Genomic DNA, 25,400 nt, shown 5'->3' with positions numbered 1-25,400 from the left:
AACAAGGATCATGGATCTTGTTCACATCGGCAGCACCAATCTCGAACCCTGCACCGACTTCTTCTGGGACAGCGACGGACAATCCACAGTAGAAATCACAGAGCTGGACACTGAATTGTACCTCGTCCGGGCCTCCAAATCCTACCGACTGGTGAAACAGGATTCTCAAGGCCAGGAGATGTGGGACCGGAACCTGACCGGTATGAACGACTACCTGGCCGAGACCTTCTCCAGCTTCTCCCTGACCGTCGACTACTGCGACACCGTCTCCCAGGAGATCCTCGACGAAAAAGAAGAGGCCGGAGAACTTGTCCAGGAGGCGAATCAGCTCCGGGAACGGGTGAAACAGCTGCGGGAGAAACGTGAAACCTTGGCTGTCTCCGTAGAACACGGCGTTGACAGCCTCCAGGAGCAGATGGAGAACCGGTACGAAGGCGTGAATCAGGAGGTGCAGCAGGTGCAGAAACGGCTCGACCAGATCCTCGAAGTAATCAGGGAGAAGAAGCAGGCCGTCGATCAGTGGCAAGCAAACGGTGTCTCCCTGGCGTACCTGTTCACTTTCTCCACAGACCCAGAAGTAGTGACCGGTGACAGAGTCGGAGAAGCTATTCAGCGGCACGTCGATGAAGCGTTTGACCTGCACCGCAGGAAGGTGAAGCAGGTGTTGCAGGGACCGAAGTTCAAGCTGCACGTCGAAGAACTCGAGGAACCCCGGGTCTTCAACCGGTTAGAGCATACCGGGTTACTGAATCCGGAAGGTTTCAACCAGTTACTGGAACAGGCCGGAGAGGACATGGCCGACTCCTTGAAGCAGGTCCGCAGGGCGTCGGCAGAACAGTACATGGCGACCGCTCTCAACGACGTAGAGGTCAACGAATCCACTGTGGAAAGGTCGAAGGCCACGCCGTCACGGGCAGTGAACTCAGTCCTCCAGGACTTGAAGGCAGAGAAAGTGGCTCAAGCCGACGAAGTACCGAACGACGGCCCTATGCTGGGTACTGTACTCGGCACGAACCAGGTTGTCGGGTTTGACCCGGCAGAGCTTCCGCACTACTACATCACGGGAGAGACTGGGAGTGGTAAGTCTTATCTCAAGAAGGTTTTCCTGGAGAATGTCGCGTCACTGGGCTACGACGTGGTCTCGATCTCTCCTTCCGACCGGGAGGAAGTCGGTTTGTCACTGCCGAATCCTGACCACGAAGATGGTACAGGCTTGGCTGTGGATCAGTACTGGATAGGGGATGACCGGTTGCTGGACAGGCCTGACGACGTCCACGACTTGTTCTCCGGCGTGAACGCGGTCACATTGAAAGGGTTAGACAGCGGTGAGAAGCAGAGTTTCGTCGATGAAGTTTTCTCGGCCTTGGCGGAGGTCGACCGGCGTGACACACCGCTGTTCGTCTTCCTGGAGGAGGCGCACAACTTCACGAAGGGTGAGGCAGCGGATGCAATCCAAGAGTTAGTGAGGGAAGCCCGGAAGTTCGGGGTTCACGTCGTGATCGTCTCTCAAAGCCCGATGGATTTCTCCCGGAACCACAAGCACGTCCGTGAAAACACAGTCTCGGTCTTCATGCACGGTGAGTACTTCGACTACGCTGAGAAGTTCCTTGATGACAAAGAGAAGATCAATGAACTGGAGACAGGTCATGCGATCATTCACGCACGGGACTTCCCGAAGCTGCTAGTGGATGTCCGGGAGGCACTTACAAAGCCGACCGCCCCCACCGAAGACGAGCTGAAGAGTATCGGGCAACGGTTTGATAGCGACCTTCCTGAAGTCGGTGGGTCTGGTGGCGATACCGTAGCCCAGTCAAAGAGTTCTGCCGAAGAGTCCGATGAACCGAAGCTGACCGAGGACGAGGAAACGCTGCTGCAGTATATCAGAGAGTACATTGAGCGGAATGATGAGAGGCCGTCGAAGTCGAAGTGTTACAGGCCGGATGATGCGCCGTTCGGATCGAGTAAGACCACGCGGCTTTTGGATCAGCTTCTGGAGAAAGAGGTGTTGAAAGAAGAAATGGTGGAGAGGCACGGGAATGAGAGCCAGGTCTACTCGCCACGCTGACATTCTATTTCTTAAGGTAGTCGGATAGGTCAACGCCTTCAGAACCACTTGAAGAACCTTTCTCCAACGGATCTCTATCCCTCAAACTGTAATCAAGGCTCTCCCACTGCTCCTCCTGAGACCTCCGTAAATCCTCGTCAGAAACGTTCTTATCCAAGTCGAAATCCCTGGTATCCACCGGTACCGGCCTGCATCCTGCGTGCTTCACGATAGCCTGTCCGACATCAAGGTTGAACGCGTAACTTCTCTGCAGCTCGTCCAAGCCCATTGAATCCGCCATCGACGATAACTGGTTGTAGTCGCTCGGCCGCAGCAACACCTTTGTCTCCGTGTTCGCCTTTATCGACTCCGTCAATTTCGTTGACTCCTGATCCGACACCATCAAAGACAAGCCGAACTCTCGAGCCTTCGCGGTCAGGTCGTCCATCTCCGGAATCCCAGCTGCATCTGACTGTTCTTTCTTGTAGCTGAACGCTTTCTTCGCCTCGTCCCACACCAGGACCAAGTGCAGTCCTTTACCTCGGAAACCGTTTTGGGACAGGTAGTGGTACAGGTATGCGAAGATTGATTCTTGGATGAAGTTCTGGATATCCCGGTCCAAGCCTTCGAACTCGAAGACCATATTTCGCTGAATCAGGTTTTCGTAGGGGTAGTGCCTGCTGCAGTTGAAGACTGGTCTCGTTACCTCGGTCATCGGTTCTAACCGGCTGAGCACCGTGTCCCGGTAGTTCGAGGTCTTCCTGACGTAGTTGACCTTGTCGGATTGAATCAGTTCTTCCAAGTCCAGCAGGGTCGGGTACGGCGAGCTGTGTTCATCGAACAGGTTGTATTGTTTGTAGAGTTCGATGATATGTGTGAGGACGTAGTTCCGGCTTCCGGAGAGAAGGTCGGTGCTGTGGCTGAGGATTTCTGAGATGCTCATTGCCCACTGTGCTGGTCCGACTCCTTGCGGTGGCTGCAGCGGGTTGAACCGGACTCTGTGCCAAGGCAGGACGAGCAGGTTGTCTTGTTGCTGTGTGAGGTGGCGGTAGTCTTGTTTCCGGTCGAATATCCAGTAAGGGGTGGTGAGCTGGTTGAGGATGTTGAGGTGGAGAGTGGTTTTCCCGGTTCCGGTGGCTCCGTTGGTTAGGATGTGCCGTGTCAGGCTTTCTTCGGGGATTGCGTAGGTCTGACAGTGGTTTCTGGTTTTTCCGAGTATGATTGGTTTGTCGAGGAGTGAGGTGTCGGGAGTGGTTTCGGTGAACGGTTTTTTGAGCTGTTTTGCTGCGTGGAGTTCGATGAGCTTCCGGATTGTTTTCTGTTTCTGGTCGTTGTCTGTGGCTATACCTGCTTCTAGGAGTTTCTGTATCTGAGGGTGGTGCTGGAGGTTGTTTTCTTTGATGAGTCGGAGGAGTTTCTGGGTGTTTGCCACGGAACCGGTTGTGGATCAGTTATTTAAAACAGCTTTTCACACTTCTATGATAGGCTGAGGTGCCGTTTTTTGGAAGATAATGTTACGCTCTCGGATTTGAAGCAGCAGCTTGGCAATAAAGGCCGAAAATTCCCGAGAAAAGATAGTAGAGGTGAACAATAACTGAATCCGGATTACCCTGTTCCAGGGCATGAGAGCCGTTTTGAGTGGTTCAAGGAGTACGGCGATAGACCGCAGATAAAGCCGACTGAAAGGCCTGAAGATGACCTGGAGAAAGTAGAAGAACTGGTTGAGAAGCAGGAAGACGGCGAGTTCGAGGACAAAAATGAGTCGTTCATTATCTGCTTTGTACAGCTGGCTTCCGGTCCTCAGCCAGTAGTGAAGGGAGAAGATGTGTCCTGGGTGAAGGAGTTACTGGAGAAGCAGGTTGAAATCCACGAAAAACTCGAGAACCGTAGTGATGATTAAATGGATGATGAAGAGTTAGATTTGCAAGTCTTCTACGCCACAATCGCCTTGTTTTCCTGGGTTATCCTGCCAGCCGTTATATCTTGGAGAATACTGGTGGACCTCGGGAGAGCTACGTTCAAGCTGGCTGCGGTGTTTATGCCTGAAGTTGAGGGTGAAGAGGGGTAGTGCCAGAATGTCCGAACTGCGGCCACGATCTCGAGTACGTCGGAAAAGCCGAAGACGCGACAGAGAACGGGCACCACGCCAAGCTCTTTCGATGCAACAACAAGCACTGCCACAGGAAAACAGTCTACGGATCGGTATCAGCACGGTGAATAACACTGTATGAATGAAGAGAAGATACGAGAGCTGGTTGCTCAACTGGAGCAAGTTACTGGTTCAGGTAGCGACTGTGTTGTCTTGGTTTCCAGTCAGGACGAAGTCAAGGTGTTTTCGTCGCTTTCACAGCCAGCTGTCGACGGCATCCTCCACAGCCACTTGGGAGATTAGAAATCTGAGAGTCCGACCTGCTCTGAATCATCCTCTTCTCCATTTTCCTCTTCTTCCTCTAGTTCTTCTTGCTTGTGCTCGGGCAGATGCAGTGCTCCGGATTCCGGGCTGTTCTCGTTCCGGTAAACACCGGCGTCTCCAAGGTTTTTGAAGAGTTCGTGGCAGTCCAAGTCGTACTTGTTCTCCAGATTTTCCACGTCGCTGGTTGTCGCCCACGAAACCGTTCTCAGGTTCCTGTAGCCTTCACCGTCGTCGGTTATCAGCAGCCGGGCAAGCTCGGTGTCGACACCGTCTACAGTAGAAAGCTGTTTGATGAAGTGGTCTTGTGCGAGTTCGTCGACGTGGAATGTGTCGTAGACTTCTTCGCTGCCTCTGTCAAGGATACTGATTTCGTCGATTATCTTGGTGCCGGTGATTTCGTTGCTGCCTCTCAGCCCGGGTGTTAACTGGTATTTCTCCAGTGAGTTTTCCGGTGCCAGTTCCAGGTACTGCGGCCGGTAATCCACAAAGACATCACTGGTATCGTCTACAGCTTGATCGAGTATATCTGCAGCAGTGTTGAACGGTGCTCGAAACGGTATGACATACTCCGAGTCATCCAAGAGAAGCGATCCTCCGAGTCCTTCATTCAAATCATGTCGAAACCCTGGATCAGAGAGACTGCGGTAACTGTGATCCTTGATTTCACCTTTACCTACACTTGTCTCCCAAGGATGCTGGTACAGGTACTCCTGAACCCTGGCCTTGGGATCACCGTGAAACGCCCGTAACCGGTCATCTGCCCGTACCTCGCCTTCTTCATCTTTGCTCGCAAGAACAAACTCAGCCTGCTCAGGAGTGTACGTGTAGAAGTGGAAGTATCCTTGCTCGGCGTCTTTTCCGAGGAAATTGTATTCCGTGCCGTGGAACTCGACTGATTCAGGGACTCCGCCGTCCGGTACTGTCTCAGGTTGCTCTACTGGTTGAGAAACCCATTCAACAAGGGCTTCGTAGCCGTCTTCTTCCAGTAATTCTATGGCCTTGTCTTTGTGCCACGGCGCTCTGTACGGTTCTTCTACAGCGAACTCTGGGCCGTCGTCATAGGTGACGTGGAAGCCGAACGGCAGGTCCTCGTCTCCGTCCTGGTAGAGGTCGTCGGAGACATACTCCTCGTGGATCCGGTGCTTGTCTCGGTCGATCCAGTGGTTCCAGATGATGTCGTCGACCAGCTGTTCTTCCAGTGTCCTGCCGAACTCATCTACCGATTCTTCCGTGATTCAGGGTTCACCATTCGAGTTCGCCGGCGGATTCAGCGAGGTCTAGCAGGCTGTTGTCGTAGCCTCCATCAGTCATGAAATCGGTGAGCTGAGAGTCATTATAGATGAAGTCTTTAGCCTCAGCTACTTTTCTGTCACCGGTCTTCCTGAGAACCATTCCCTCATACCTGTCTTTGCCGTGAAGTTCTGCCTGTCTCTCGATGAAATCGCCTGCGTCTTCTTCCGTGTTGAAGAACGGGACTACTATGTCTTCACCTTTCTCGGTGTGGTAGAGGATTCCGTCTTGACCGCTCCAGTAGTACTTGGTCCGGCTTCCTCCGTCCGGAATCAACTCGTTGTCTTCCGGTTCGTATCCGAGTTCCTCGGCCAGTTCCTCAATCGCCTCGTTGTAAAAGAAAACCTGGTGCGGTGCAGGATCCTCGAGCTCATACTTCATCTGGCCGTCCCACGGGTTTCTAAGATTCATGACGTACGGCTCCATCTGCGCCTGCTGTTCAACCGCGTCTCTCAGGTTTTGCAGTTCGAAAAGATCCTCTTCACTTAGTTCTGCATCGGAAATCAGGTATCACCCTTCGATCAAGCCTGGATCTCGTACTCTTCCATCAGGTCACGGACAGCCTCAGTCTCTCCTTCCCAGTACTCTTCCGCGTCAGGATCCTCAATCAGTTCGTTAGCTCTCCGCCTGACAGCGTTTTCCCCGAGGATTCTGGCGCTGGGTATTCCGTCTCCATATTCTAACAGTTCTGCAGCTTGTTCGTAACCTGTATCCAGCTGGTACTGTGGGATGTCATCTTCTGCGAGGTGTGTCAGTGCGTAGGTTGCAGCGTTGAACGTGTCGTACAGAGACGGTTCTTCGACGTCTTCGGCCTGTTCGTTAACCGCTGTAACCAGGTCAGCTGTAGGGTTTTCCAGGTACCGGTCTATACCAAGGTCCTGCAGGATCAGCAGGGCTTCGTCCTGGTTCCGCAGAGTCCTTTTCTGTGCCTCCTCCAGTCTCTGTTCAACTTGGTCAGTTCCTTCTACTACAGCGTCGACGGCGTGCATCGCCAGCCCTGGCTGGAACTCTTCTCCGTGGGTTTGCTCGTACTGCTGGTCAGCAACGAAAGCCATCATACCGTTGCTGCAGACCTGTCTCACAGCCCCTGGTTCGTACTTGACTCCGTGCATCCCGCTGTGCCCTGAACGTACCCGTAGGTCAGTTTCGATGACGTCGCCCGGGGTTGGTTCAACGGTCTGGTCCAAGCCGATCCGGGCGCTCATTTTGTGGGCTGTCGGTGAGAGATTGATCCAGCCTTCCGGTTCGATATCTTCAGGGCGTTGTTCGAGCGCTGAACCGACTGATTTTAGGATGTCTTCGTACTGGATTACGTTGTAGAAGTCTTCGTTGCTGGATACGATACCGGTTAGTCTGCCGTCGTCGGTCCAGAGTGAGTCTCGGTACGGTGCTTCTTGCCACTCATCGGTTTGTTCGTTGTGTCCGAAGACGTCGTGGCGTTCTACGTCTGGGACTTGGTCTTCTGCAGCTTTTTCGAGTTCGTAGAGTCCTTCGAATTGGATAGTGTCGCCTTTTGGGATAGGGAATCACCTGATATGTGGTAGTTGTTTGAAAACAGGTTTTTATAAAACAAATCTGGTTTCGACAACCCGGAGAGAAGTAAGGATTCAGACCTCGGAGAATACCTGTGAGTTCAGAGTTTGGTGACGATCATGGAGGTCAGGACGAAAAGAAACACCATACCGATCATGAAGATAATCTTCTTCTCAGAAAGTGTTAGATCATCTACAGTGTCAATTACACCCTGATCTTGTGAAGCATTTGACTCAGGATTAGTTGATTCAAGAATGACAATCGGCTGGTTCATCCCGCCGATATCAGTGTGGTACTCAGATTGACTACGGTAGCCTTCCGGGAACAACTGAGCCGTTCCCTCAATCTCAACTTCCATCTCATCCTCTACCTCACCGGTGTAATGTACTTCAATCGAGGACGTTCCGACCGTACCGCCTGTAGTCGGGTCAATCGTGTAGAGTGCCTGAGCACCTCCCTCGAACTGCTCCACTGTTCCACCCCCTGAAACACTGACCTCGACCCCGCTCGGAGCGTAGATCGTGGCCAGGACCACTACAGGACAGTTGTAGGAAGTGTCCAGCTCGTGTTGAAGAGAAATCTTACCTGGATCACCTTGTTCCACCTGTCTGTCTTCCAGGTAGACACGGGTGTTCTCCAGGGGCGGCGGACCATCCACCTGACAGCCTTCCTGACTCGTAGCGTTCGTTGCTGTAGAGTTATCGGCGGTTTGTGCAACAGCAGCACCTGATGCAGCTACTGGCATCATAACCAGAGTGGCCAGGACAATCACTCTCCAGTACTTTCCGCGGCCTGTGACTTTTCCGGGCATTGTAGTCTTTGCTCACCTCAACCAAATGGTTAACCTTATTCTACAATAAACCTTTTGCAGGAGTGTAGTAATAGGTTAACAGTCGCAACTGCCAGAGTTTTAAGAACGGGACGGTGTATAGCTTCGTATCAATGAGTGATTTGAGTACAGACGATATCAACGCTCTCGCAGACCTCTACCAAGCTCTCGGCAACAAGACCCGTCTACACGTCCTCATCCAGCTTTCACAGGACGAACCTGTCTCCCAGCTCACCGACGAACTCGGGATCACCAGGAGCGGCCTCCAGAAAAACATTGAACGCCTCATCGACTCAGAACTGGTCTACAGGCCGCAGCAGGAAGACTCGAAAACCTACGCACTGACGCCGCTGGGAAACCGGTACGTCGACCTCTTGGAACAGGACGCCGAACACTCACTGACGGTACTGGAAGACTTGGAGGAAGAACTGAAGCAGCTGGAAGAGGAAGAAAAGGATACACGGGAGACACTGGAGGAAGCCGGTGTCGACGTCACAGAGTTCGAGCAGAAACTGAAGGCAGAGGCGTGGCAGAACATCTGGGAAGAAGCAGAAAAAACACTGTAAAAACTATGGCGGGGGACAGGGTCAGCGAAGTCGTGGAGAAAAACGGTGTGGCCTACTTTATCCAGGAGACGCACGAAAGCGGGACGGAGTATATCTCTATGATCCGCCGCCGAGATCACGTCTTCGACTGCGAGCGAGAAGCTGTAGAAGCCCTGCCGAAACAGGAACTGTAGCCCTGACCTCCATTGTCGACCTACCGCTTCCCCCCGAGATTTGTGTCGTTCTTGGTGTAGTTAACCTTCTGGTTAATACTTAAGTTACAGTGCCTCCTTGTTGATTCCATGTACGCACTCAACACCGTGGAGCACTGTTTCCACGAGAAATTCGAGGAGTACAAAGGATCGCCGCTGACATTCATCGCCTTTGAAAACTACGACTCCTGACCCCCAAAACTATGGACACCAACGACTTCACAGAAGAAGACTACGAAGAGTACATTGACTTCCTTCACGACCGGATACAGTTCCTTGAAGAAGAGCTGAAGAAGTCAGAAGAAACCGTTCTCGAACTCCAGCAAGAACAAGCATCATCTGACCCCGGCAGCCTTCTCGACGGTCTTGACCTCAGCCCTGAACCAGGTGATCTCAGGGAACTCTCCCCGGAAGATTTCCAAGGCTTTGAGGACTTGATGCTGCATGACCCGGAGGAAGTTTTAGAAGATCCTGAGAAAGCGTTTGAAGAAATGCTGAACGCAGCAAACCGGTTACAGGAGCAACGTGAAACCTTGGACCGTTTAGACGAGGTGAATAAGCGTATAGAGGAAAACAATGAGGAATGGTTTGAAGACTGACTTCTCTAAGGTGTTCTACGGCTGTACTCCCACAGCCTTGACTCATCCAGTTCACACCGGTTCTCGGGATATCCTTCACCTGGCAGATTCCAGAGCGTCTTCTTCACCACGAAACTTTCACCGCAGTCCGGGCACGTCTCCTCGAAAACCCTCTGACCGGGGACACCGTGTATAGCCAGGTCCATCTTCGGCATCACAGTCACCTCGTGGAAACGCTGGCAACCAGGACAGTGCTTCTCCATCAAACCGATATCCAACGGCTCCTCCCGGACTTCTACAGCTTCGGAAACCAGCTCCGCGACCTCTTCACACGGCTCTTCCAGGTAGTTTATTTCTCTGCCGTAGATGAACCGGCCGATCCACTGAAGACTTCTCGGACGGATCTTGTAACCCAGTACCTCGTCCCTGTCGTGGACCAAGAAGTAGAATCTGAATCCTGCGTTCTCCCGTGTAAAGATCCAGTGCCTTGCCGGATCACTCTCTGACGAGGGATTGAACCCGATCTTCCCTTCCTTTGACTCGTGCAGGAACACGGTCATCGGATGAGTATCTGATTCAGTCATCGTCGTGCGTGCCTCCACGTGTACTCGGTGATATCAGCTTCTTCCGAGCTGAACTCGTAAGGTGAGCCGGTTTCATACTGCCGGGGCGGGTTGAAAGTCTTCTTCTGAGTTAACGACCTGTCGCACTCCGGGCAGTACTCCTGTATAACTCGCTGCGCGTACCATCCATCTATCAACAGGTCGATCTTCGGCGTAACCTGCACTTTGTACTCCTTGCTGCACATCAAGCAGTTATCCTCTAAAGTTGCGAGTGCATCCGGGTCCTCAGCGAACTCCACACGTTCCTCGACAGCTTCACGGACAAAACCCGGCGGTTCCACGTACTCGTCGAATCTGAGGTGCTGGAGAATCCACTCCCTATCCCGTGCCTGGATATCCACTACTTTCTCGTCTTCAGTGTGGACTGAGAATATGAACCCGTAATCTGCGTTGTGAAGGGAGAAAATCCACACTTCTGCATCTTTATCGTCTTCAGATAGGTGAGCTGCTGTGTCCCTATCTGTCTTCCCTAAGAACTCAGCCAGATGTTTCAAGATCAAAACCTGGTCACCATACAAGGTGGTTAACTGTTTCAGACACTTCACTTTTTGGTCAACCTTTGTCAGAGAGGTTAGTGGACAGGCAGAGACTGAGGACAGGGTTGTACACGTATAGCTACAGTAATCCTTTAGGTGAATCCGGTATGAACCTACATGGTAAATGCGTACGCCGTATTCCACGTTGTTCGACCAGGAAGCATCCAAAGACGAGGTCAACGACGCCCGCTACGAGGTACTGGAGGAGATCGCAGAGGCAAAACACGAGAGAGACGACAAAACCTACTTCCTCGAAGTCTGGCAGAAAATCGAAGAAGCAACCCTGATAGCCTACAAACAAGGCGATTACGAACTCTACGACTTTATGAAGAACAACTGGGAATTGATGAAGCTGCACGCCGAGAAAAACCCGGTGCAGAGAAAAAGATTACAGCCGTAAGACGTCGTGGCCGTCTTCTCCGGGTTCGTAGACCTCAACAACAAGATCTGTGCCGTCACCGTAGCTGAAGGCCTCAGCTTCTCTCTGCTGTAAGTCCTCGAAACCGTCTTCAACGAAAGTCCAGTCGACGTACTGCGTCTCCGCGAAATAGTCGTCGACGAACTCGTACAAGTCCTGCACTGCTTCAGACTCAGATTCCTGGAAACGCTGTGCCTCCGGCTTCAACAACCTCTGTAAGTCGTGCTGATTCGGAGCATCATCATAACCCGGTCTTAAAGAGATCTCCGTGTCTTCGCCGGATTCCAGTTCCTCGTACAGCACTTTCTCAGCTTCCTGCCATCCGTCCAGGTGAGAAGAATCGAAGTCGTTGAAAGCCATGTATAGAAGCAGTGAACCGTTTTTTATGAATTTGAGGGGTGTGATGTAAGAGGGGCCGAGATTTGAACTCGGGTAGGCCGGTTTGCAGCCGGCTGCATAGGACCAGACTCTGCCACCCCTCTATTGGCTATTTTACTCGCCTACAGCACTATATGCCGAGACATTCTTGACAATAGTGTCCTCCCCCAACCTTTCCTAACTGAGCAACTCTGTAAAGCGTGATATCCTCCCTGTCGTCTCTCCCACAATCATCACACTCTCTGTAAATTTCCAAGTCTTTCTCTCGATGGATTCCCTCCTTCTCTTCAATCTCAAGTTCTGCATCTTCTTCTGATTTGAACAGCGACGCTGAAACATAGTCCAGTTCTCTGTATTCTACTGTTTCGTCTTTTCCGGGTATTCGTGCGTAGGTTGTCATAGGTGGAGCGGAGGGGACGAGACTCGAACTCGCATCCATGCGGCTCAACAGGCCGCTGCCTTACCTCGTTGGCTACCCCTCCAAAAGTTGGAGGCAGGCTATATTTCTGTCATCACGTCACACCCACTGAAGACGCTCGAAAAGGCAGAAACGGGATTTGAACCCGTATCTCCTCCATACCAAGGAGGTGTCGTACCCAGGTTTGACCATTCTGCCGTGAAAGGTGAGGGTATCCAGCGGCGGGATCTGCACCCGCAACCTGCCGCTTACAAGGCGGCTGCTCTACTGGATTGAGCTACGCTGGAAGCACAGTACGAAGTGACGGGGGCAGGATTTGCACCTGCGGCATCCGGGACATGAGCCCGGCGTTCACTCTCGGCTGAACTACCCCGTCAGCTGATTAGCCCCACCCGGATTCGAACCGGGGACAATTCGGTTCCAAAGACCGATCCTATTGGCCGCTAAGGGTATGGGGCTATGATATCGGGACAGAACGAACAGTGACACCCTGCTTTCGAGTCCACTCTTAGGCGTGGAGTTATCGCAGAGCGTAGAACAGTTATTGCTGGGTCGTCTGCATATTGCTGCAGCTGTTGAGAAGACGTGTAGAAGTGCTGGATACGTGGGATCCGCGTGCTGCAGTAGCCAAGTTACCGACCTCTACCGGTGACTGGAGAACTGAACTTTTTAAATGTAATCCAAATGCTCCCTACGGGATTTGAACCCGTGACTGTCTCGCTCGAAAGGCGAGGCCCATTGTCCTGACTAGGGTTAAGGGAGCAGGATACGTAGAAGTGGGAGGAGCAGGATTTGAACCTGCGACTTCCTACGCCCAAGGTAGGAGTCCTCGTCCAAACTAGACCATCCCCCCGTTTTTCATTCAGATAGGGTCTGAGGGATTCGAACCCTCGACGGGTGCTGTGAATGGATCTTAAGTCCATCTCCTTCGGCCAGACTCGGACAAGCCCCTGAGAAAACCCGTGAATTGGAGGATGCAGGATTTGAACCTGCGACAGGTCTCTATGGACTCGGTCCTAAGCCGAGCACCTTTGGCCGAGCTCGGTCAATCCTCCAACAAAGGAAGGGGAGAGAACGTGGTTAAGCCCGATTCTGTGCATTCAAGACCTGATTTACCTACGCACACAATGTTTCAGTGCTTGCACCTCATCGGAGTGCCTCCCCTGCGTTCCACAAAATACTCTCGTCTCTATAGGTTCGGCTCCTGGACTTGCGTCCGGCCCGTCTTTCACGTAGAAGCTCCAGATCGTGGGTGTCGGGACTTTACCTCACTCCCTTGATGCGGAGCGGCGCAGATCTCCCGTTCTCCCCCTTTAGAAGTGCGGAGCCCGAGATTTGAACTCGGATTTCGTCCATGGCAAGGACGCTTCATGCCAGGTTAGAACAGCTCCGCAGAAGTGCAGGAGGTGGGAATCGAACCCACAGCTAATCCTTGGAAGGGATTCGTGTTGCCGTTAACACCACTCCCGCATACGGAAAAGATGGAATGGGTAGGAATTGCACCCACGACCTCTACGTTATCAGCGTAGTGCTCTGACTGACTGAGCTACCATTCCGGAACTGGATGAAAGCGGGAGGATTTGAACCTCCGACTGCCGCCTTATAGGGACGGTGCTCTACGCCAAGCTGAGCTACGCTTCCTTCGCTATAGATAGGGTGCAGCGGATTTGAACCGCTGTTCTTCTCCACGTCAAGGAGATGTCTTCAGCCAGGCTCGACCAGCACCCTCTAAAATTTAGGAACGGGCGGAATTGAACCGCCATCTACTCCGTGTAAAGGAGTTGTCGTCACCATTAGACCACGCTCCTATCCGATACCGAGGAGAATGGGCGAGGAGGGATTTGAACCCACGACCTGCCGGTATCTTCCTTAGAAACGGTAAAAGCCGGCTGCTGCTAAACCAGACTGAGCTACTCGCCCCGTAAGAGAAGTGGACCGGCTGGGATTAGAACCCAGAGCCTTTCCTTTGCAAGAGGAACGCTCTTCTATATTGAGCTACCGGCCCTGTACTGTAGGAGAAGCGAGAGTGGCAGGATTTGAACCTGCAACCGAACGCTTCGAAGGCGTCTGCTCTTCCGAATTGAGCTACACTCCCAGTCGGGACTGGACGGACTCGAACCGCCGGCCGAGCGATTAGAAATCGCTTGCTCTGAATCCAGCTGAGCTACAGTCCCAGAACAAGAAAAGAAGGAGAGAGGGAAGGAAGGTAGAAGGAGGACCGCTCGGTTGAGAGCTTACTGCCACTTTTCAGCTCCTGGGTGAGTTAACGGAGCAGTGCTTCGTCACACAGCCGTCTCTAATCGCTTCTTCGTTGGAATAGTCGGTGGGGCTGTGTGCTTTATTCGCCTGCTCCAGGCAAGCTTCCTCTCCTGATTGCCACAGGGTTTAGTGCTTGCCCGTGTTCCCTTGCCGTCCTTTTCTACCTTGCTTCCGTAGATGGGGTTGGAAGGATTCGAACCTTCAAGTCGCTGGTCTGGAATCAGCTGCCTTTAACCGGGCTTGGCTACAACCCCTGTATCCGTAGACGTGAGAGGGCGGAGAGTGGGATTTGCACCCACGGCAAGACCGCCACAAGGTCTTAGGTTAGCTGAACTACCCCATCTCCACCAGATAAGTGTGAAGCGCCGAGACCGGGATTTTAACCCGGGTCTGCGGATAGACAGTCCGCCATCTTAGATACAGGCTGAGACCATCTCGGCAATACAGTAGAAGTGGAGGAACCCGGATTTGAACCGGGGACGTCTTCATCTTCAGTGAAGCGCTCTGCCCAAACTGAGCTACTCCTCCATGTTTGGTTAGCGGTGGAGGCGAGAGTCGAACTCGCAAAGAACTGGTGTCTACGGAGTTTCCAGCTCCGCGCCCGCTCCTGTGAGGCCTGCTCCACCATGATCGTTGTTTAGCGGTGGCTGTCGGACTCGAACCGACAAGAGACGCAGTGCTCACCGGTTTTCAAGACCGGTCCCCTCACCGGTAGGGTTTGAGCCACCTGTACAGTGGGTCGGTGGGACTGGGAATCGAACCCAGAGCAGTATTTTTCATCTGCACGGTGTAGCAGACCGCTGCCTCAGCCAGCTTCAGCAGTTCCCACCAGTTGGACCGTGTAGTCCCTGCTCCTGGATTTGAACCAGGGGCATCCCGCTCTACAGGCGGGTGTTCCGGACCAAGCTGAACTAAGCAGGGAATGATGTTTGAGGGATTGGCTACCGCAGTTTGTGTCGCCACTTCTCCAGGCGGTTTTCAGCGGACCCCACACGAAGATACGAAGAGGAAATGTTGTTTTGTGGTGGGCACCTACAATGGAACCGCTTTGACCCCGCGTTGTTGGAAACGGTGTTTTCCGCTTCCTCACGCCGGTTTTTTGGCGGTGTTGGAAAAGTTATTGCGAGAAGGAGTAGTGATCGGCCTTCCCGGGATGTGCCGGGAGTTCTTTGCCGATCCAGCTACCGCTTTCTCTCCGCTCGACGGGCAATGCCACTGTCTGCGGCTGTAGTATGTGCGCGGTAGCTGCTGATTTCATAGGGTGTAGTAGGGAACTGTCTTTTTTATATCTTATCCAGGTACGGCGGAAGGGTTCTTGGGAAAACACATTTAAAGATAGTTTCAAGAATATGTCATTATGTCTAATGAATCAGACAGCTATCTAAATGCTGACCTCGGAGAAGACTACAAAGACAAGCTCCGAGAAATCGCTGAAGAGAAAAACCGTGATATGACCAATCAGATCCGTACGTGGATTGACCGAGAATACTCAAAGGTGGTAGGCGAGTGAGTGAGGAAAAAATTACATCAGGACAATGGGCTGAAGACGTAGCTGAAATCCACAAAGTAGTCACCGACAACAACGATCTTCTGAAAGAATTGAACGAACTGAACTACGATCCCTGCGACTCAATTAACCTATCTTACTTCAAAAAGAACAATGAACTCAACAAGTCTGTCATCTCTGTGGCCTTCCTCAGAAAGATAGTAGAATACCTCGAAGCTGCCGGGCAAAGTGCAGTTATGATAGAGGTAGGAAACGATGTTCCTGTACTCTTCTCTGCATCAGAGAACAACACGAATACTGTCGCAGCTATCGCTCCAAGAATAGATCATAATGATGATCCTCTGGATGCACAGTTGGAACTCGGGCCTTTCGAGACTGTTTGCAGGAACGAGGACTGCAACTGGACAGGGAAGTATGATTCTGAAAACCAAGCTGTAGAAGCTGGGAAGGAGCACAGGTACTTTGAAGGACATCAGTTCAAAGTCTACACTCCGTTAGGCGATCTCATTCACGATAGCAAAAAGGGAACTGGCGAAATTGCCAGACCTCCGGAAGAAGGTGATACACAATCGAGATAGAAGACGCTGAGATCGACTGGAAGGAAGACTTCGGGAACGACCCACGACTCATTGTCTACGTCGACGATCTCCCGGACACCAGCGACCTCCAATTCCAAGGCTCAGAAGACCTCGGACTCTGGTACGCAGAACACGAATCCGGTTACGTACAGTTCTTTGCCTGGGATGGCGGCCAGCAGGACGGGTTCGGAGGACGCCACTACGACATCGAAACCGTTGACGGTGAAGAAGTGACTCTGAAAGGTCCGTGGAGCAGCCGCGCTGGAATCATGAACAAGTACGGATTCGGGCCTTGCCTCGACTGCCTGTACCGTACCAGTCCTGATCAGTTAGGCGGACGGAGTGGGGCGATCACGTTGGAAGCAGCTGAGGAAGTGATTGACGAGTACGTCGAGGAAGACGTCGAACTGGAGCGAGTAGAGAAATTCGACAGCAACGAACCCTACTACATACCCCGGAGAGGTGACGAGCTGTAGTGAATCTTGATGATGTGCAGGATGAATGGGAGGACGCCTACTTTGAAATCCTTGACACGCTCTACGAGGAGGCGATTCCCGGTCTGGACTACAGCAGTTTGGATCCGGGAGACGCCGTCAGAGATAATCCTCCAACGTATCTTCGGCATTATCTGCACGAGGACAGGCAGGAAGAACTGATTGAAGACGTCCTTGATGACTACGAGATCCCAGAAGATCTGTATTTCGAGGCAAAGAAAGCGGTCTTCCTCTCTGCTGGGCCTTCAACCAGTTTAGAGAACGTAGATCGGGCGCGGGAGGAAGCCGATCTACAGCCCGTGTCTGAAATACTGGAAGGTGATAGCTCTGAGTAGAGATTCCATTGAACTAATCGAACAAGAGTTCCCAGATCAGGGCGACCCCGAGGAATTTGTCGAAGCCCACAGGGACACCGAGAACACCGAGGCTTTTGCTGATTTTTTCCAGTTGCTCATTGATACCGGAGATCCACAGGCACTGGATGACAAAGACGCGAAGTTCACAGTAACTTTCGGACTCAGCTTCTGGGAACGGCTCAAGGTTCTGCTCACAGGAGAGTACGATGCGATGATAGGTCCTCTGCTGACGGAATCAGTAGGATTCGGTATCTGCTGGCAGCACAAAGACATACTGGAAACACTCCGCAATTCTGTAGAGGATGGTGATACGGAATCGTAGACATAGAGCAGCTTCAGGAGTTCTGTGAGTTTGGAGAAAACCGCGTCTACCTGTTAATGGCGATTGCACGGACGAAAGAGAACCCATCACTCAATAACTCCGATGAAATCGTTTTCCGAGAGGTAGTCAAGGACGAGAAAGACATCCAGCGGAAAGTCGACAAGCTCCGGTCATCGTGCTTGAATTATGGTCCAGAGAAGTTCCGCCTGTACATCAGCGTGAATGCTCGGAACGTGATGGACGCCCACTTCAACTTCCGAGGCACGATGGATGACTGGCTTCAGCACCGTTTCAACGGCCACGAAGAATCCACGAGGAAGTTCAAGCGGGTCGACAGTCACTGGAAGAGTGAGTTGCAGAAACCGGCTGCCGTGACGAGACGTACTTTATCTGGGATCTCGACGACGTTACCGACGAGGAGAAAACCGAGTTCGTCGATCAGCTCACGGAACACACTGAGATTTTGATGCAGCAGGAGACTCCGAACGGATGGCACGTTGTTTCGGAGACGTTCAATTACAACGAGTTCGGCCTTGCTGAGGAACACGAGCTGAAGACGGACGGGATGCTGTTCCTAGAATACATCGGAGAAGAAGGTGATTCCTGATAACACAGCCAGAACACGACGAAAACCTGAACGAACCGCTTGGCGGCAGCATCAAACTCCTTGACGACACCTACATCTTCCCTAGAAACCTGCCTGTAGAATCCGTAGAGGAGATCATCGAAGACCAGGCTGACGACTACGGCCACGAAATCCGTGGCAGCACGATGCCGTATTTCTCCATCGAACTGGAAGAAGGTGAACGGTACGACCTGCTGTATACTCGGGAGGACGAAGGTGTGAAAGCTGTCGCCTATTACGACGAAGAAGCCGGTGAAACCCTTGGATTCTGGAAAGTAGAGGACTTGCTGGAAGAATAGACAGGTGATTCGTGAATCGAGGAGACGCTTGAAGATTTCAACGAGGTACAGCAACCTGATGAAGCCGTACAGGAATGGTACAAGCGTCAAAGCGAGCACTTAGAAGAAGCACTGGAAAACGCCCGGAACAGCCAATTCACGTACCCTGGGTTCTTCGACTTCACCGGCTACTTTCTCGAACAACTAGACCGGAAACACCGGCAACGGGAAGAGTTCCTCCGGCACTACAGAGACCAGCACAGCGACACGGAACGAGTAATCGACCGGGATGATATCCGTCACGTCGACACGATTTCTGAAGCCTTCTGCGACAGCTGTGACAGTCTCCAGTTCTCTCAGATGGGTTTCGAGGATGCAACCTACTGCAGTTCTTGTTATCAAGACCTTGACCTTGAGAACCAAGGCAGCCTCTCCGAGTTCGAGAACACGACGTACGTCTTGGTCGGCTGCGGAAAACAGAAGGATGCGACCGGGATTACCCCGGCGAGAGATGTCTACAGCTCCGGGTACTTTGACAAGAAGAAACGGTTTGCCGATGAGTTCAGCGACGAGTGGTACATCGTATCTGCTAAATTCGGGTTGATACACAACGAAACGACCATCTGGGAGTACGACGCCACCATAGAAGACGTAGACAACGACAAATGGCTGGACGTGGTCGAAGACAACCTGAACACGTGGCACGACTGGAGCCACGACGACGAGGTCTACGTTCTTATCGGGAAGAAGTACCTAGATGCGGAGGCCAGCGACGGCAGAACACTACGCGGCCTACTCAACGAAGCCGAACCAGAGACCTACTTCCCGTTCGAGCAAACCTCGGGTATCGGGAAGCAGCAACAGTACCTCGGAGATGCCATCGAACACGGAGAACTCGTGATGCCTTACGAGTTGCCAGGTTTCGAAGACCAAGCCGCACTGGACTCGTTCTGACTGTCTACAGTTCAGCGGTTCACACGAAGATACAAAGTGGCGGCCTGTCAATACTGAGTCAACGATGTACAACGACGAATGGGAGCCGGTGATGACCGCGGACTCGATGGAAGAGAAAGTGGAAGAGTTCGCTGCGCTCGCAAAGAAGAAAGCCGAAAACAGTGAAAAATCCGTAGAGGATATAGTCCACAGCCTCACCCATGAGTCCTATCTTATGAAACACACGACCAGCGATATTCTCAAAGAGCTTCAGGAACTGGAAGAGGCCTACACTGATGAGTTCTACAACGGCGCAGCTAACGACCACATCATGCAGTACCTCGACGAAGGTCAGGACTTCGAGTTCTGGTACGACTACACTGCACTATCTCTCGCTGCCGGGCTTGAATGGGCAATCCTCGAGGAACTAAAACAACAGCCAGCACAGGACTAATACCTTCAGAAATCCAGCTCACTAAGCGAACGTGGACGGATATTATCTATCTTCTCTTCAGAAATATCTGGATTCCAGATTAGTCGCCCGTCCTCTGATTCGGTGATGTAATCTTTCTCCAAGAGGTCATGAATACTCGCTTCGACGGCACTCTTGGAAAGGTCTATCTGGCGGATAAGTTGTGACTTTTCCAGACCGCCATCAGACTCGAGAATCACCTTGGCGACATCGTATTGCCCCATAAATCAATATTGTCTCCGAGAAGGTTATTCTCTTGCCCCAGTTGGGCCGACCTCTTTCTCTCCTGCCTCAATAATTGCCTTAAAATCCTCTTTGGATATCTGGTGTATGCTATGTTGTGGAACTCCCGTTAGCCCCGGTTTATCCTTGAGGAAGGAGATCTTGTTCTTCAAGGCACTCTCGTTCACACCTTTGAGCCTTATCGGCGGTTCAAAAGGCTGGTAGTTGGTGATGTGCGCGAAGTAATCCACAGCAACCCCCGATTCAGAGTCAAGGTCTCGTTCTTTTCGCTCAATATGATCTATCTCTCCCGCTCCGAATATCACATAATCACCGGGACGGTAGTAGATGAATTTGTCACCCTCGGAAAGCTGGTTTGCTCCAGGCGTGTTCCCTCTGTAGTGGTAGACCTCTCCGACCTCATCATGGTAGTTGCTTCCATCAGTTCCTTTCTGATTCAGCCAAAAGTATGCCATATTTAGTCGCCCTCCATCCTTGTTAACCGGTAGTAGTGGCAGGCAGCGCTAATAGGGCACGATTCACAATTTGGGCTGTCAGGCGTGCATACGAGAGCTCCGAGATCGAGAACGGCTAAATTGAAACTCCGTGTAATATCTGAATCAGTTGGTGTGAGCGCATCCAGCAGTGCATACACGTCATCGCTCTTGTGAGGTTGCTGTGGCATTTCATATCCAAGAACTCTGCCGATTACTCTGGCGAAGTTGGAATCGACCAAGGCCATGGGTTCTCCCCTTGCAAATAGCTGGGTAGCCCTCGCAGAGTAGTCACCCACTCGCCATGGTTTCTTCAAATCCTCGATGGAGTTCGGGATTTCTCCATTGAACTCTTGGGTGAAAATTCTCCCGACCTCTTCTAGCGTTCTCTGTCTGTGATTCACAAAGCCGAGAGAGTGAACGACTTCCCTAATCTCTTCTTCTGAGGCCTGATTCAGAGCTTCTGGGGTCGGAAACTGTTGAATTACGTCCGAGTATATTTTCTCAACGGCATCTCCTCGTGTTCGCTGGAGGAGAATCTCAGCTAAGTAGACTTTCCACGGATCCTCTGTTTCCCTCCACGGATACCTTCGCCCATGGTCTTCAAGCCAGTTCAAGAGGTTAGGAATACAGTTGATAAAATCGCTGATCTGCTGCTCTGTATCTTTTACTCCTCCTTTTTTTGCCTGTATGATGGCCTCTTCTGTATCAATTAGCTGTTTGAGTTCTTCGCTGGTGACGTCAGTCTTTCCAAATGGTAGGGATGATTGCTCGGTCACCGTTTCAGGTCCTCAATTATTTCTTCGCCTTTTTCGGTCACTTTCCATAGACGGCCTTTCTTCCGGTCGGGTGTTATGCATTCTGCGAGGCCGTGATCGTCCAGATCTGAGAGAACATTGCTGACGTGGCTCAGGTAGTAGTCAGTCATCTCTGACAGCTCTTTCGGCGTACGAGGTTTATCCTCGAGCGCGAGCAGAAGATTCTCACGGTACTCGCTGGCTTTCACCCACGAATATTCCTCGACGTCCATTCAGTACAGGGAATTTGCCGTAGCGAAGTATTTAAGTTGGTTACAATATACACACAATATAAGCACATGCCCCGAATAGGAACTTTAAACGACCGCCGCTACATTCGTCTGAACAGATGACCGAGGAACGTCTCACAGCTATCGACCTCTTCTGCGGGGCCGGCGGCCTATCTCAAGGCCTCCACGACGCCGGGTTCGAAGTTCTCTGGGGAATTGACCACGAAGAGAATACGAAGCCCACCTACGATGCAAACCATGAATGCGAAATGACGGTGGGCGACATCCGTGAAGAAGAGCCACCAGACCTCGGCTTAGAGGAAGGCGAACTGGACCTCGTCGCAGGTGGACCACCCTGCCCAACTTTCTCACTTGTCGGCCGCAGCAAGATCAATTCACTTGAAGGACGCGATAACCAGAGTGACGAACGTCACCTCCTTTACGAGGAGTTTCTTCGATTCGTCGACCACTATCAGCCAAAGGCCTTCCTGATGGAAAACGTCGAGGGTATGCTCTCCGCAGAAAACGAGGACGGCAAACCTGTCGTCGACACCATCAAGGAACAAATGCGTGGCGAAAGAGAGGTCGCAGATATGGATCTTGACCTAGACTATAATGTCAAGGTCCAGCTTTTGGACTCCGCGAACTACGGCGTACCCCAACACCGGAGTCGGCTGTTCTTTATTGGAAACCGATTAGGTGCGGAAAACCCGGATATGGAGCAGTGGGAGACACACCGGCCTCCCAAGAATGAGGAAGAGAAGAAAATCAAGTACAAGAAAGATCCCTCCAAGCGCTCCGAAGAAGATCAGCACACACTCGACGGTTTCGTCGACAACCGTGAAGAAGAAGAGTTTCCCACTTTCCGCAAGAACAAGCGGAATAAAGAGCCCTGGAACACTGTGGCTGATGGTATCTTCGACCTCCCTCCTGTCTCCCCCAAGGGTGAGACACCGCCAACCAAAGCAGAAGAATATGAAATAGGTCCAGTTTCAGAGTACCAGTACTGGGCAAGAGATCTCGACGAGGAACAGGACTGGGAGGAACAAGATCTCTTGAACCACGAGTGCCGTGGCCATAATATGCGTGACCTGACTCTCTACAAACTTCTTGGAGAAGGGACCTCGTATATCATTGGAGATATCCCAGAGGAGCACCAGCCCTACCGGACTGATATCTTCCCGGATAAACTGAAAAAGCAGAACCCGAAGGAACCGTCCACCACGATTGTGGCACATCTCTACAAGGACGGGCATATGTTCATCCATCCGAATGAGGCCCGTTCAATCACGGTTCGAGAGGCAGCACGGCTGCAATCGTTCAAGGACACATTCGAGTTCCCCGTCTCACGCACTCACGCCTTCAAACAGGTGGGTAACGCCGTTCCGCCGTTACTGGCTCAAGCTCTCGGCACTGCTATTCGGACGGAGATCTTCAATCAGCCTATCCAAGAAGAGGAACCGCAGGAGGCAGATTGACTCCCTCTGTTTTAGAATAAATAATTTAAAAATAAATTTCAAGATAAACAAATATGGCTGCAGAAAGCAATAGCGGTAAAGTGCTGGTTGCCTGCGAATTTTCAGGAATAGTGAGAGACGCTTTCAGAAACGAAGGGTTTGATGCTGTAAGCTGTGATCTGGAGGAGACCGAAAAAAATAGCGAGTATCATATTCAGGGAGATGTCTTGGAACTGTTAGAGGAGAGAGGCGAAGAGTTTGATTTGATGATTGCACATCCACCATGTACCTATCTCAGTAATTCAGGGGTAAGATGGTTGTATGAGAAAGAGGAAAGATGGCAGGATATGGTTGAAGGCGGAGTGTTCTTCAGAAAATTACTGAATTGTGAAAAAATACCGCATATAGCGGTAGAAAACCCTGTTATGCACAAATGGGGGAAGAAGGTAGCAGGCATTGAAGACTACCCTGAGGAACAGAGACAAACCATTCAGCCATGGCAGTTCGGAGAACCCGAGAAAAAAGGGATATGTCTATGGTTGAAGAATCTTCCCAAACTCGAACCTACAGATGTAATCGAGGATGAAGACAAAAGAGAAGCAAGAGTACACAGGATGCCCCCCAGCGAAGAAAGAAGTAAAGAAAGAAGCAGGTTCTTCCCAGGTGTAGCAGAAGCCATGGCAAAGCAGTGGGGCGGAGTTATCTAAAGCTGCTCCATTCGTCCTCGATGTGGTCTATCAGTCGTTCCATGGGATAGGCTACTCCAGAAGTTCCTTCATCTACTGTAGGCGCATATCCGAAGTCGAATAGTTCTACAATATCTTTGGATTCGACGTCGTCGTAGAAATCAACCGTACCGAATCCCATGTAGATATCCCGTTCAAACTCTCCTGAGAAAGAATAGTTGTGCGTAGGGCAATCAGGATCAGTACAGGAATGCGTGGCGACCTCAAACATCAGCTTCCACATACCGCTCTGAGCCATTCTTTCACGGAAACTTGTCTTACACGAGATAATGAAGATAGGTCCTCCATCCGGATCGTAGTAGACTATATCAGAGTCGGGCGATAGGATAGTCTCATCTTCTCCACCGATTATGGGAACTGCATCCGCTAGTTCTGTCGACTCAAGCTTTTTGCTGTGAAGGAGTCTTAGCCCATTTTCAGCTGCAACGTCGGCTGTAGCGTATGAGACCAGTGCCTGGAAGTAATTCCCAGCAACGTTGGAACGGACCTGTGAGACATCTTTTCCATTCTCTCGTGCCCGTTCTGTAACCTCGTCGACTACGTTGGTCATCAGGCCCTCTATATCTGTGAGGATTTCACGGTCGGTTCTGCGGTTAACGTCGTCCTCGAAGATATCCCAGTAGGTGTATCGCTCAATCCGAGATTTTACATCTCCATTCATAGATCGGCTGAAACCCCTGTGAACTCGACCACGTCCTCGATAAACTGGTCAGCAGGCCGAAGCGTGTAGGAAAGACCGTCGTCGTTGTTGTATCGGTTCCAGACGAAGGAGTCCCGTGGGACGTAGATCCTGCTTCCATCGTTGCTGATGTCCTGCAGTTTCTCCTTGGAGACGTCAGCCATCAATAGAGAGACAAACCAGACTTCATCCACTCCAATCTCCGCCTCTCTCGAAAGGCTCTGGCGGAAACGTTCGCGGAGGGTTCGTTTGCAGGAGAACCCGATGCTGCCTTCCGGACCGTCGACCATGTTGTCGATTTCAAGGTCTCCGAAGTGCGCAGGGTCTCCAGTAGCAGGAATCTGGAATTGATTGAAGATATGCTGGAGACCGGTTTCGAGAACATTCCCGGCTGTAGAGGCCCGGCTCTGACCGGCTCTACGTTCGTACTCTTGAACTATCCCAGAGATTATTCTGGCTACTTCTCTTTGCTCGATGTGCGGGCTATCTCGAAGTTCTGCCATTTCCTCATAGACATAGTCGATCAGGGGTTCTCGTTGAGCTCCGAGCTGATAAGCTTCTCCCTCAAAATCGACGTTGTACAGTGCATCATAGGCCTTTGAAGGATCAAGATCTCCTCTATCCGTTTCGAGGGTTTCGTTCACTATACGGATGATTTCCTGTTTTCCAAAGCTTGGAGCTGTATCCAGAATTTCGCTGGTACGAACGACAGCGTCAATCGCTATTCGAAATTCACGGATATCATCCTCTTCTTCAATTCTTCGCAGTATTCTTTCTGCTAGGTCCTCGGTCTGTCTATAGCGCTTCGAGATATCGCCACCGTATGTTTTGTTGACGGAGCCGGTGATTGTGTCTCTGATCTGCTGTTTCTGCGTTTCAAGGTCTGTTTCGTTCAACAGGCCTTCTCCTTCGAGTTCATTACCCAGTCGGGAGGAAAGCTGCTTCAGAGTCTGTGTTTCCTTAGTAGCGTAACTACCATAGCTGGAGGCAACGAGATCGCGGGCAAACCAATACACCTTGAACTCGGAGGGGTCTCCGGAATAATCTGCCATCTGTCCGAAAGTGACTCATTAAACCGCAAAGAGAACAGATTACATCTTAAACACTCTTTACACACGAGATAGGATACAGAAG

General features: G+C 51.5%; 32 protein-coding genes and 22 tRNA genes. 16 read left to right on the top strand and 38 right to left on the bottom strand.

Features of this window, described 5'->3' with window-relative positions; translation table 11 throughout:
- The first annotated feature begins 10 nt into the window (after positions 1 to 10).
- Positions 11 to 2,065 (top strand): hypothetical protein, encoded by a 2,055-nt coding sequence (locus tag C437_RS01725; protein ID WP_004515143.1) that lies wholly within the window; start codon positions 11 to 13, stop codon positions 2,063 to 2,065.
- Between the two features lie 4 nt (positions 2,066 to 2,069).
- Here C437_RS01725 and C437_RS01720 read toward each other — a convergent pair whose 3' ends face one another.
- A complete protein-coding gene (locus tag C437_RS01720) occupies positions 2,070 to 3,476 on the bottom strand; it encodes an ATP-binding protein (RefSeq protein ID WP_004515142.1) in 1,407 nt (468 codons plus the stop codon).
- A 468-nt stretch (positions 3,477 to 3,944) separates the two neighbouring features.
- Here C437_RS01720 and C437_RS20295 point away from each other — a divergent pair, with 468 nt between their 5' ends.
- A complete protein-coding gene (locus C437_RS20295) occupies positions 3,945 to 4,112 on the top strand; it encodes a hypothetical protein (protein WP_160163005.1) in 168 nt (55 codons plus the stop codon).
- Between the two features lie 159 nt (positions 4,113 to 4,271).
- Positions 4,272 to 4,436, top strand: a complete 165-nt coding sequence (locus C437_RS20290; RefSeq protein ID WP_160163004.1) for a hypothetical protein — start codon at positions 4,272 to 4,274, stop codon at positions 4,434 to 4,436.
- On the opposite strand, the gene C437_RS01715 is transcribed toward C437_RS20290, so the two are convergent.
- The 4 genes from C437_RS01715 to C437_RS01700 form a co-directional block, all read right to left on the bottom strand.
- Positions 4,433 to 5,038, bottom strand: coding sequence for a hypothetical protein (locus C437_RS01715; RefSeq protein WP_004515141.1), 606 nt, complete (start codon positions 5,036 to 5,038; stop codon positions 4,433 to 4,435). The two genes, C437_RS20290 and C437_RS01715, sit on opposite strands and share 4 nt — an antisense overlap.
- Before the next feature lie 661 nt (positions 5,039 to 5,699).
- Positions 5,700 to 6,173 (bottom strand): hypothetical protein, encoded by a 474-nt coding sequence (locus C437_RS01710; RefSeq protein WP_004515140.1) that lies wholly within the window; start codon positions 6,171 to 6,173, stop codon positions 5,700 to 5,702.
- Positions 6,174 to 6,268: 95 nt separating this feature from the next.
- The gene (locus C437_RS01705; protein WP_275040368.1) at positions 6,269 to 7,090 is read right to left on the bottom strand and encodes a DUF932 domain-containing protein; all 822 of its coding nucleotides are present in this window, start codon (positions 7,088 to 7,090) and stop codon (positions 6,269 to 6,271) included.
- A 290-nt stretch (positions 7,091 to 7,380) separates the two neighbouring features.
- Positions 7,381 to 8,091 (bottom strand): hypothetical protein, encoded by a 711-nt coding sequence (locus C437_RS01700; RefSeq protein ID WP_074654869.1) that lies wholly within the window; start codon positions 8,089 to 8,091, stop codon positions 7,381 to 7,383.
- Between the two features lie 131 nt (positions 8,092 to 8,222).
- On the opposite strand from C437_RS01700, the gene C437_RS01695 reads away from it, so the two are divergent.
- The 3 genes from C437_RS01695 to C437_RS01690 all read left to right on the top strand — a co-directional run bounded on the left by C437_RS01695 (position 8,223) and on the right by C437_RS01690 (position 9,465).
- Positions 8,223 to 8,675 (top strand): helix-turn-helix domain-containing protein, encoded by a 453-nt coding sequence (locus C437_RS01695; protein ID WP_004515137.1) that lies wholly within the window; start codon positions 8,223 to 8,225, stop codon positions 8,673 to 8,675.
- A 47-nt stretch (positions 8,676 to 8,722) separates the two neighbouring features.
- On the top strand, positions 8,723 to 8,848 hold the full coding sequence (locus C437_RS21015; protein WP_275040366.1) for a hypothetical protein: 126 nt from the start codon (positions 8,723 to 8,725) through the stop codon (positions 8,846 to 8,848).
- Between the two features lie 221 nt (positions 8,849 to 9,069).
- Positions 9,070 to 9,465: a hypothetical protein gene (locus tag C437_RS01690; RefSeq protein ID WP_004515135.1), complete on the top strand. Its 396-nt coding sequence runs from the start codon at positions 9,070 to 9,072 to the stop codon at positions 9,463 to 9,465.
- Between the two features lie 5 nt (positions 9,466 to 9,470).
- Here the strand turns inward: C437_RS01690 and C437_RS01685 are convergent, their stop codons facing one another.
- Positions 9,471 to 10,028, bottom strand: a complete 558-nt coding sequence (locus C437_RS01685) for a hypothetical protein (protein WP_049919554.1) — start codon at positions 10,026 to 10,028, stop codon at positions 9,471 to 9,473.
- Positions 10,025 to 10,747 carry a hypothetical protein gene (locus tag C437_RS01680; RefSeq protein WP_139175285.1) on the bottom strand — a complete coding sequence of 241 codons (723 nt, stop codon included), beginning with the start codon at positions 10,745 to 10,747 and terminating at the stop codon, positions 10,025 to 10,027. Before C437_RS01680 ends, C437_RS01685 begins: the two co-directional genes overlap by 4 nt.
- Position 10,748: 1 nt before the next feature.
- Here C437_RS01680 and C437_RS01675 point away from each other — a divergent pair, with 1 nt between their 5' ends.
- Entirely contained in the window at positions 10,749 to 11,003 is a 255-nt protein-coding gene (locus tag C437_RS01675; RefSeq protein ID WP_139175283.1) for a hypothetical protein, read from the top strand.
- Here the strand turns inward: C437_RS01675 and C437_RS19710 are convergent.
- The 24 genes from C437_RS19710 to C437_RS01560 all read right to left on the bottom strand — a co-directional run bounded on the left by C437_RS19710 (position 10,992) and on the right by C437_RS01560 (position 14,997).
- Positions 10,992 to 11,381 carry a hypothetical protein gene (locus C437_RS19710; protein ID WP_004515131.1) on the bottom strand — a complete coding sequence of 130 codons (390 nt, stop codon included), beginning with the start codon at positions 11,379 to 11,381 and terminating at the stop codon, positions 10,992 to 10,994. The genes C437_RS01675 and C437_RS19710 overlap by 12 nt on opposite strands.
- A 47-nt stretch (positions 11,382 to 11,428) precedes the next feature.
- A tRNA-Cys gene (locus C437_RS01670) sits at positions 11,429 to 11,503 on the bottom strand.
- A gap of 26 nt (positions 11,504 to 11,529) precedes the next feature.
- On the bottom strand, positions 11,530 to 11,799 hold the full coding sequence (locus C437_RS20020) for a hypothetical protein (protein ID WP_139175282.1): 270 nt from the start codon (positions 11,797 to 11,799) through the stop codon (positions 11,530 to 11,532).
- An 8-nt stretch (positions 11,800 to 11,807) separates the two neighbouring features.
- Positions 11,808 to 11,881 (bottom strand) — tRNA-Asn (locus C437_RS01665).
- A gap of 60 nt (positions 11,882 to 11,941) precedes the next feature.
- Positions 11,942 to 12,015, bottom strand: a tRNA-Thr gene (locus C437_RS01660).
- A 15-nt stretch (positions 12,016 to 12,030) separates the two neighbouring features.
- Positions 12,031 to 12,104: transfer RNA gene (locus C437_RS01655), tRNA-Thr, on the bottom strand.
- 14 nt (positions 12,105 to 12,118) lie between these two features.
- Positions 12,119 to 12,193: transfer RNA gene (locus C437_RS01650), tRNA-Met, on the bottom strand.
- 7 nt (positions 12,194 to 12,200) lie between these two features.
- Positions 12,201 to 12,276, bottom strand: a tRNA-Gln gene (locus C437_RS01645).
- Positions 12,277 to 12,502: 226 nt separating this feature from the next.
- Positions 12,503 to 12,580: transfer RNA gene (locus C437_RS01640), tRNA-Glu, on the bottom strand.
- A gap of 14 nt (positions 12,581 to 12,594) precedes the next feature.
- Positions 12,595 to 12,670 (bottom strand) — tRNA-Pro (locus C437_RS01635).
- A gap of 14 nt (positions 12,671 to 12,684) precedes the next feature.
- Positions 12,685 to 12,769 (bottom strand) — tRNA-Leu (locus C437_RS01630).
- A gap of 16 nt (positions 12,770 to 12,785) precedes the next feature.
- Positions 12,786 to 12,872, bottom strand: a tRNA-Leu gene (locus tag C437_RS01625).
- Positions 12,873 to 13,215: 343 nt separating this feature from the next.
- Positions 13,216 to 13,287: transfer RNA gene (locus C437_RS01615), tRNA-Gly, on the bottom strand.
- Between the two features lie 12 nt (positions 13,288 to 13,299).
- Positions 13,300 to 13,373 (bottom strand) — tRNA-Ile (locus C437_RS01610).
- 9 nt (positions 13,374 to 13,382) lie between these two features.
- Positions 13,383 to 13,458: transfer RNA gene (locus C437_RS01605), tRNA-Ile, on the bottom strand.
- A gap of 11 nt (positions 13,459 to 13,469) precedes the next feature.
- Positions 13,470 to 13,545 (bottom strand) — tRNA-Val (locus tag C437_RS01600).
- A gap of 98 nt (positions 13,546 to 13,643) precedes the next feature.
- Positions 13,644 to 13,737, bottom strand: a tRNA-Lys gene (locus C437_RS01595).
- Between the two features lie 11 nt (positions 13,738 to 13,748).
- Positions 13,749 to 13,822 (bottom strand) — tRNA-Ala (locus C437_RS01590).
- A 16-nt stretch (positions 13,823 to 13,838) separates the two neighbouring features.
- Positions 13,839 to 13,912: transfer RNA gene (locus C437_RS01585), tRNA-Arg, on the bottom strand.
- A 3-nt stretch (positions 13,913 to 13,915) separates the two neighbouring features.
- Positions 13,916 to 13,991 (bottom strand) — tRNA-Arg (locus C437_RS01580).
- A gap of 263 nt (positions 13,992 to 14,254) precedes the next feature.
- Positions 14,255 to 14,330: transfer RNA gene (locus C437_RS01575), tRNA-Trp, on the bottom strand.
- A gap of 109 nt (positions 14,331 to 14,439) precedes the next feature.
- Positions 14,440 to 14,516 (bottom strand) — tRNA-Asp (locus C437_RS01570).
- Between the two features lie 13 nt (positions 14,517 to 14,529).
- Positions 14,530 to 14,604 (bottom strand) — tRNA-Phe (locus tag C437_RS01565).
- 317 nt (positions 14,605 to 14,921) lie between these two features.
- Positions 14,922 to 14,997, bottom strand: a tRNA-Tyr gene (locus tag C437_RS01560).
- A gap of 436 nt (positions 14,998 to 15,433) precedes the next feature.
- Here C437_RS01560 and C437_RS20285 point away from each other — a divergent pair.
- The 5 genes from C437_RS20285 to C437_RS01545 all read left to right on the top strand — a co-directional run bounded on the left by C437_RS20285 (position 15,434) and on the right by C437_RS01545 (position 17,333).
- Positions 15,434 to 15,586, top strand: coding sequence for a hypothetical protein (locus C437_RS20285; protein WP_160163003.1), 153 nt, complete (start codon positions 15,434 to 15,436; stop codon positions 15,584 to 15,586).
- Positions 15,583 to 16,161, top strand: a complete 579-nt coding sequence (locus tag C437_RS01555; RefSeq protein WP_004515130.1) for a hypothetical protein — start codon at positions 15,583 to 15,585, stop codon at positions 16,159 to 16,161. The genes C437_RS20285 and C437_RS01555 overlap by 4 nt, the downstream gene beginning before the upstream one ends.
- Before the next feature lie 269 nt (positions 16,162 to 16,430).
- Complete coding sequence (locus C437_RS20015; RefSeq protein WP_139175281.1) at positions 16,431 to 16,637, top strand: hypothetical protein; 207 nt, start codon at positions 16,431 to 16,433, stop codon at positions 16,635 to 16,637.
- The gene (locus C437_RS01550) at positions 16,637 to 16,990 is read left to right on the top strand and encodes a hypothetical protein (RefSeq protein WP_004515129.1); all 354 of its coding nucleotides are present in this window, start codon (positions 16,637 to 16,639) and stop codon (positions 16,988 to 16,990) included. Before C437_RS20015 ends, C437_RS01550 begins: the two co-directional genes overlap by 1 nt.
- Positions 16,974 to 17,333, top strand: coding sequence for a hypothetical protein (locus C437_RS01545; protein ID WP_004515128.1), 360 nt, complete (start codon positions 16,974 to 16,976; stop codon positions 17,331 to 17,333). Before C437_RS01550 ends, C437_RS01545 begins: the two co-directional genes overlap by 17 nt.
- Positions 17,334 to 17,849: 516 nt before the next feature.
- On the opposite strand, the gene C437_RS01535 is transcribed toward C437_RS01545, so the two are convergent.
- Positions 17,850 to 18,347 (bottom strand): hypothetical protein, encoded by a 498-nt coding sequence (locus C437_RS01535; RefSeq protein ID WP_139175279.1) that lies wholly within the window; start codon positions 18,345 to 18,347, stop codon positions 17,850 to 17,852.
- Positions 18,348 to 18,596: 249 nt separating this feature from the next.
- On the opposite strand from C437_RS01535, the gene C437_RS01530 reads away from it, so the two are divergent.
- Positions 18,597 to 19,190: a DUF6884 domain-containing protein gene (locus C437_RS01530; protein WP_004515126.1), complete on the top strand. Its 594-nt coding sequence runs from the start codon at positions 18,597 to 18,599 to the stop codon at positions 19,188 to 19,190.
- A gap of 64 nt (positions 19,191 to 19,254) precedes the next feature.
- On the top strand, positions 19,255 to 19,623 hold the full coding sequence (locus C437_RS01525; protein WP_004515125.1) for a hypothetical protein: 369 nt from the start codon (positions 19,255 to 19,257) through the stop codon (positions 19,621 to 19,623).
- Positions 19,624 to 19,628: 5 nt separating this feature from the next.
- Here C437_RS01525 and C437_RS01520 read toward each other — a convergent pair whose 3' ends face one another.
- From C437_RS01520 to C437_RS01505, 4 genes are read right to left on the bottom strand one after another with little or no spacing between them, the layout of a single operon-like run.
- Positions 19,629 to 19,865: a MarR family transcriptional regulator gene (locus C437_RS01520; protein ID WP_004515124.1), complete on the bottom strand. Its 237-nt coding sequence runs from the start codon at positions 19,863 to 19,865 to the stop codon at positions 19,629 to 19,631.
- Between the two features lie 24 nt (positions 19,866 to 19,889).
- Positions 19,890 to 20,339, bottom strand: coding sequence for a hypothetical protein (locus tag C437_RS01515; RefSeq protein ID WP_004515123.1), 450 nt, complete (start codon positions 20,337 to 20,339; stop codon positions 19,890 to 19,892).
- Positions 20,340 to 20,341: 2 nt separating this feature from the next.
- The gene (locus C437_RS01510; protein WP_004515122.1) at positions 20,342 to 21,136 is read right to left on the bottom strand and encodes an HhH-GPD family protein; all 795 of its coding nucleotides are present in this window, start codon (positions 21,134 to 21,136) and stop codon (positions 20,342 to 20,344) included.
- Positions 21,133 to 21,387 carry a helix-turn-helix domain-containing protein gene (locus C437_RS01505; protein WP_004515121.1) on the bottom strand — a complete coding sequence of 85 codons (255 nt, stop codon included), beginning with the start codon at positions 21,385 to 21,387 and terminating at the stop codon, positions 21,133 to 21,135. The genes C437_RS01510 and C437_RS01505 overlap by 4 nt, the downstream gene beginning before the upstream one ends.
- A 116-nt stretch (positions 21,388 to 21,503) precedes the next feature.
- Here C437_RS01505 and C437_RS01500 point away from each other — a divergent pair, with 116 nt between their 5' ends.
- Together C437_RS01500 and C437_RS01495 are read left to right on the top strand one after the other, a co-directional pair.
- Positions 21,504 to 22,862, top strand: a complete 1,359-nt coding sequence (locus C437_RS01500; protein WP_004515120.1) for a DNA cytosine methyltransferase — start codon at positions 21,504 to 21,506, stop codon at positions 22,860 to 22,862.
- Between the two features lie 53 nt (positions 22,863 to 22,915).
- Positions 22,916 to 23,548, top strand: a complete 633-nt coding sequence (locus tag C437_RS01495; protein WP_004515119.1) for a DNA cytosine methyltransferase — start codon at positions 22,916 to 22,918, stop codon at positions 23,546 to 23,548.
- Here C437_RS01495 and C437_RS01490 read toward each other — a convergent pair.
- A complete protein-coding gene (locus C437_RS01490; RefSeq protein WP_004515118.1) occupies positions 23,541 to 24,248 on the bottom strand; it encodes a BsaWI family type II restriction enzyme in 708 nt (235 codons plus the stop codon). The two genes, C437_RS01495 and C437_RS01490, sit on opposite strands and share 8 nt — an antisense overlap.
- Positions 24,245 to 25,318 (bottom strand): PDDEXK family nuclease, encoded by a 1,074-nt coding sequence (locus tag C437_RS01485; RefSeq protein ID WP_004515117.1) that lies wholly within the window; start codon positions 25,316 to 25,318, stop codon positions 24,245 to 24,247. The genes C437_RS01490 and C437_RS01485 overlap by 4 nt, the downstream gene beginning before the upstream one ends.
- Between the last annotated feature and the right edge of the window lie 82 nt (positions 25,319 to 25,400).

The organism is Haloarcula vallismortis ATCC 29715, assembly GCF_000337775.1.
In the GTDB taxonomy this organism is placed as follows: Archaea; Halobacteriota; Halobacteria; order Halobacteriales; family Haloarculaceae; genus Haloarcula; species Haloarcula vallismortis.
The sequence above is the reverse complement of the archived record's forward strand: the minus strand, read 5'-3'. Positions and strand labels throughout refer to the sequence as shown.

Excerpts from the sequence above, each read along its gene's own strand:
- C437_RS01725 (WP_004515143.1), top strand. The coding sequence starts at position 11 with ATGGATCTTGTTCACATCGGCAGCACCAATCTCGAACCCTGCACCGAC.
- C437_RS20295 (WP_160163005.1), top strand. The coding sequence starts at position 3,945 with ATGGATGATGAAGAGTTAGATTTGCAAGTCTTCTACGCCACAATCGCC.
- C437_RS20290 (WP_160163004.1), top strand. The coding sequence starts at position 4,272 with ATGAATGAAGAGAAGATACGAGAGCTGGTTGCTCAACTGGAGCAAGTT.
- C437_RS01710 (WP_004515140.1), bottom strand. The coding sequence starts at position 6,173 with ATGGAGCCGTACGTCATGAATCTTAGAAACCCGTGGGACGGCCAGATG.
- C437_RS01700 (WP_074654869.1), bottom strand. The coding sequence starts at position 8,091 with ATGCCCGGAAAAGTCACAGGCCGCGGAAAGTACTGGAGAGTGATTGTC.
- C437_RS01695 (WP_004515137.1), top strand. The coding sequence starts at position 8,223 with ATGAGTGATTTGAGTACAGACGATATCAACGCTCTCGCAGACCTCTAC.
- C437_RS01690 (WP_004515135.1), top strand. The coding sequence starts at position 9,070 with ATGGACACCAACGACTTCACAGAAGAAGACTACGAAGAGTACATTGAC.
- C437_RS01685 (WP_049919554.1), bottom strand. The coding sequence starts at position 10,028 with ATGACTGAATCAGATACTCATCCGATGACCGTGTTCCTGCACGAGTCA.
- C437_RS19710 (WP_004515131.1), bottom strand. The coding sequence starts at position 11,381 with ATGGCTTTCAACGACTTCGATTCTTCTCACCTGGACGGATGGCAGGAA.
- C437_RS20020 (WP_139175282.1), bottom strand. The coding sequence starts at position 11,799 with ATGACAACCTACGCACGAATACCCGGAAAAGACGAAACAGTAGAATAC.
- C437_RS20285 (WP_160163003.1), top strand. The coding sequence starts at position 15,434 with ATGTCTAATGAATCAGACAGCTATCTAAATGCTGACCTCGGAGAAGAC.
- C437_RS20015 (WP_139175281.1), top strand. The coding sequence starts at position 16,431 with ATGAACAAGTACGGATTCGGGCCTTGCCTCGACTGCCTGTACCGTACC.
- C437_RS01530 (WP_004515126.1), top strand. The coding sequence starts at position 18,597 with ATGGGTTTCGAGGATGCAACCTACTGCAGTTCTTGTTATCAAGACCTT.
- C437_RS01525 (WP_004515125.1), top strand. The coding sequence starts at position 19,255 with ATGTACAACGACGAATGGGAGCCGGTGATGACCGCGGACTCGATGGAA.
- C437_RS01520 (WP_004515124.1), bottom strand. The coding sequence starts at position 19,865 with ATGGGGCAATACGATGTCGCCAAGGTGATTCTCGAGTCTGATGGCGGT.
- C437_RS01515 (WP_004515123.1), bottom strand. The coding sequence starts at position 20,339 with ATGGCATACTTTTGGCTGAATCAGAAAGGAACTGATGGAAGCAACTAC.
- C437_RS01505 (WP_004515121.1), bottom strand. The coding sequence starts at position 21,387 with ATGGACGTCGAGGAATATTCGTGGGTGAAAGCCAGCGAGTACCGTGAG.
- C437_RS01500 (WP_004515120.1), top strand. The coding sequence starts at position 21,504 with ATGACCGAGGAACGTCTCACAGCTATCGACCTCTTCTGCGGGGCCGGC.
- C437_RS01495 (WP_004515119.1), top strand. The coding sequence starts at position 22,916 with ATGGCTGCAGAAAGCAATAGCGGTAAAGTGCTGGTTGCCTGCGAATTT.
- C437_RS01490 (WP_004515118.1), bottom strand. The coding sequence starts at position 24,248 with ATGAATGGAGATGTAAAATCTCGGATTGAGCGATACACCTACTGGGAT.
- C437_RS01485 (WP_004515117.1), bottom strand. The coding sequence starts at position 25,318 with ATGGCAGATTATTCCGGAGACCCCTCCGAGTTCAAGGTGTATTGGTTT.